The organism is Galactobacillus timonensis (genome assembly GCF_900240265.1).
Classification (GTDB): domain Bacteria; phylum Bacillota_I; class Bacilli_A; order Erysipelotrichales; family Erysipelotrichaceae; genus Bulleidia; species Bulleidia timonensis.
In genome coordinates this window covers 1-2,124 of sequence record NZ_LT964747.1, presented here as the reverse complement: position 1 = coordinate 2,124, position 2,124 = coordinate 1, and the positions used below count along the sequence as shown (strand labels likewise).

4 protein-coding genes are annotated in these 2,124 nt (G+C 47.9%); 1 reads left to right on the top strand and 3 read right to left on the bottom strand.

Going from position 1 to position 2,124, the window contains the following annotated elements; genetic code table 11:
• The 3 genes from C1714_RS13705 to C1714_RS13695 form a co-directional block, all read right to left on the bottom strand.
• On the bottom strand, nt 1–225 hold a 225-nt coding region (locus C1714_RS13705; protein WP_210115366.1), incomplete at its 3' end, for a hypothetical protein.
• Nucleotides 226–311: 86 nt separating this feature from the next.
• Nucleotides 312–515 carry a hypothetical protein gene (locus tag C1714_RS13700; RefSeq protein WP_210115365.1) on the bottom strand — a complete coding sequence of 68 codons (204 nt, stop codon included), beginning with the start codon at nt 513–515 and terminating at the stop codon, nt 312–314.
• Nucleotides 516–576: 61 nt separating this feature from the next.
• Nucleotides 577–1,062 (bottom strand): DUF1836 domain-containing protein, encoded by a 486-nt coding sequence (locus C1714_RS13695; RefSeq protein WP_102343790.1) that lies wholly within the window; start codon nt 1,060–1,062, stop codon nt 577–579.
• A gap of 120 nt (nt 1,063–1,182) precedes the next feature.
• Here C1714_RS13695 and trhA point away from each other — a divergent pair, with 120 nt between their 5' ends.
• The gene (trhA, locus tag C1714_RS13690; RefSeq protein ID WP_245305151.1) at nt 1,183–1,854 is read left to right on the top strand and encodes a PAQR family membrane homeostasis protein TrhA; all 672 of its coding nucleotides are present in this window, start codon (nt 1,183–1,185) and stop codon (nt 1,852–1,854) included.
• Nucleotides 1,855–2,124 lie beyond the last annotated feature (270 nt).

The window sequence follows — 2,124 nt, the reverse complement described above, 5'->3', positions numbered from 1 at the left end:
GATCTGCTGAGAAATGCCGGCCTGCAGCAGCTTGTAATTTTCATTATCTTTGCAAAGATGGTAGTTCTCTTCATACCGCAGATACTTGTTCGTCGCAAAGAAATACTGACGGATCTGATACAGTCCAGCATTGTACAGATTGTTGGCATACGAGCACATCTCAAGGATCGCTTCGTACTGGTCCTTTGGAAGATGCCGAATGTAGTTTGTCTGCGTCAGATACATGACTTTACCTCCTTTCCGCTTAAATTATACGGTAACAGCGGCCTTTCATCCCATGGCTGAAGCACATGGGTTTTCCCGGCCGTTTTTTATAATTCCGGATACTGCTCTGCAATCCTTTCGATCGTCTTTGTCGTCGCATGCCTGCGTACGAAGAACGGAATCTTCCGGATCCATCCTTCCGGCACAAGGGCAAGAATCTTGTCCGCCGCCTCCCTGTCTGTAATCTCTGCTGTGGAGAGTCCCTTCTGAATCTCCTGCTGTTCCTTTTCACTGAAGTCCTTCAGTTCCATGCCTGTCCTCTGCCTCCCTTTCCGGTTTCTTCAATTATAGGACAGAGCGCATCAAATGGACTCAGGCAGCCTTCGTTTCTTCTTTCATCGTTTCACTGCGGTTTTTCACTTCCGCAAAGTACTGATCCAGCTCCAGCTTCTGCAGAACTCCGGTCACGATCTTCTGCAGAAGAATCTTTTCCTCGCAGGCGGAACTCTCTTCATCACCTGTTTTCCCTGCCAGGAAATCAGAGAACCACCGGTACCAGTCAGCCGGACTGTTTTTTTCCAGCAGCTCAAATGTCATCCGGATCTGCTCCATCGAAAGCACCGGCTTCGCCAGTGCCACAAACAGGAACATCACGATCTGATCACGGCTGTACATCTTGTGACTGCCGCGCGGCACAATCTTCAGCTTCACATAGTTTGATAACATCGATCCGGTCACCTGCAGATCCGGATACGGCTCCAGAATCCCATTGATGTACTTCACAGCCTGATCCAGATACAGACCGACATCCGGAATTTCGCGATACTCAGGAAGTTCCACTTTCATCATTTCTGTCATATCAAAATCATAAATTGAAGAAAACTTTATTTCAAGTATCAATTATCTATTTACAAGTTATTAGTTAACCGTTATTATAATCCTGTAATGAGTTATTAAATAACCGTTCAGGAGGTAGCTATGACAGTTTATTCACCGGAAATGGAGCATGGTATTTTTATCGTCAAGGACAAATGGAGCGCTCTCTCCCATTTTGCAGGTTTTCTCGCCGCCATCATCGCGACACCGATCCTTCTGGTCAAAGGTGCCATGGTCCCGCTGGCAAGGCCTGAACTGATCAGTCTTGCCATCTTCATGGCATCAATGATTCTGCTCTATGGCGCCAGTGCTTCCTATCATGCCTTCAATCTTTCCTACAGGGCAAATATGGTGCTCAAGCGCATCGATCACTGCTCTATCTTCATTCTGATCGCCGGCTCCTATACGCCGATTCTGACGTTGTTCTATCCTTCCAGATGGATGCTTGCGCTGATCTGGATGGTTGCTGCCGCCGGCATCCTGTTCAAGCTGTTCTTCGTCACCTGCCCGCGCTGGGTATCGAGTGTTCTGTACATCACGATGGGATGGCTGTGCATCTTCATTCTGCCGGCCCTGATACAGAGTCTCGGCTCAAAGCTGTTTCTTCTGGTGCTTGGCGGAATATTCTATACCATCGGCGGCTTCATCTATGCCGCAAAGAAGCCGATCTTCGCCCGTGAAGCTGAAACCGGCTTTGGCAACCATGAACTGTTCCACCTCTTCGTTCTGGCGGGCAGTCTCTGCCATTATCTGTTCTTCCTGCTCGCCCTCTGACATGCCTGCAAATCTTCAGCGCCGCCCGAAAAGCGGTGCTTTTTTGTTTTTCCGAAGCTTTTTCACAATGCTTAACGCACGATTCACAGGCGCAATGGTGCCGTCCCGAAAATCATCGCTTCCTTCCCCGCACTGCTTACACAGAAAAGGGGCTGTAACAGTTGAATGACTGTTATGGCTCCTTTTTCGGCGGTCTGATGTTAAAGAAGTTCAAGAAAGTTGAAATCCATGTTGATTAAATACATGCTTGCATGTATAATTAAGGTATGA

What these genes read in the sequence shown, in the direction of transcription:
- C1714_RS13700 (WP_210115365.1), bottom strand. Translation starts at nt 515, where the DNA reads ATGGAACTGAAGGACTTCAGTGAAAAGGAACAGCAGGAGATTCAGAAG.
- C1714_RS13695 (WP_102343790.1), bottom strand. Translation starts at nt 1,062, where the DNA reads ATGACAGAAATGATGAAAGTGGAACTTCCTGAGTATCGCGAAATTCCG.
- trhA (WP_245305151.1), top strand. Translation starts at nt 1,183, where the DNA reads ATGACAGTTTATTCACCGGAAATGGAGCATGGTATTTTTATCGTCAAG.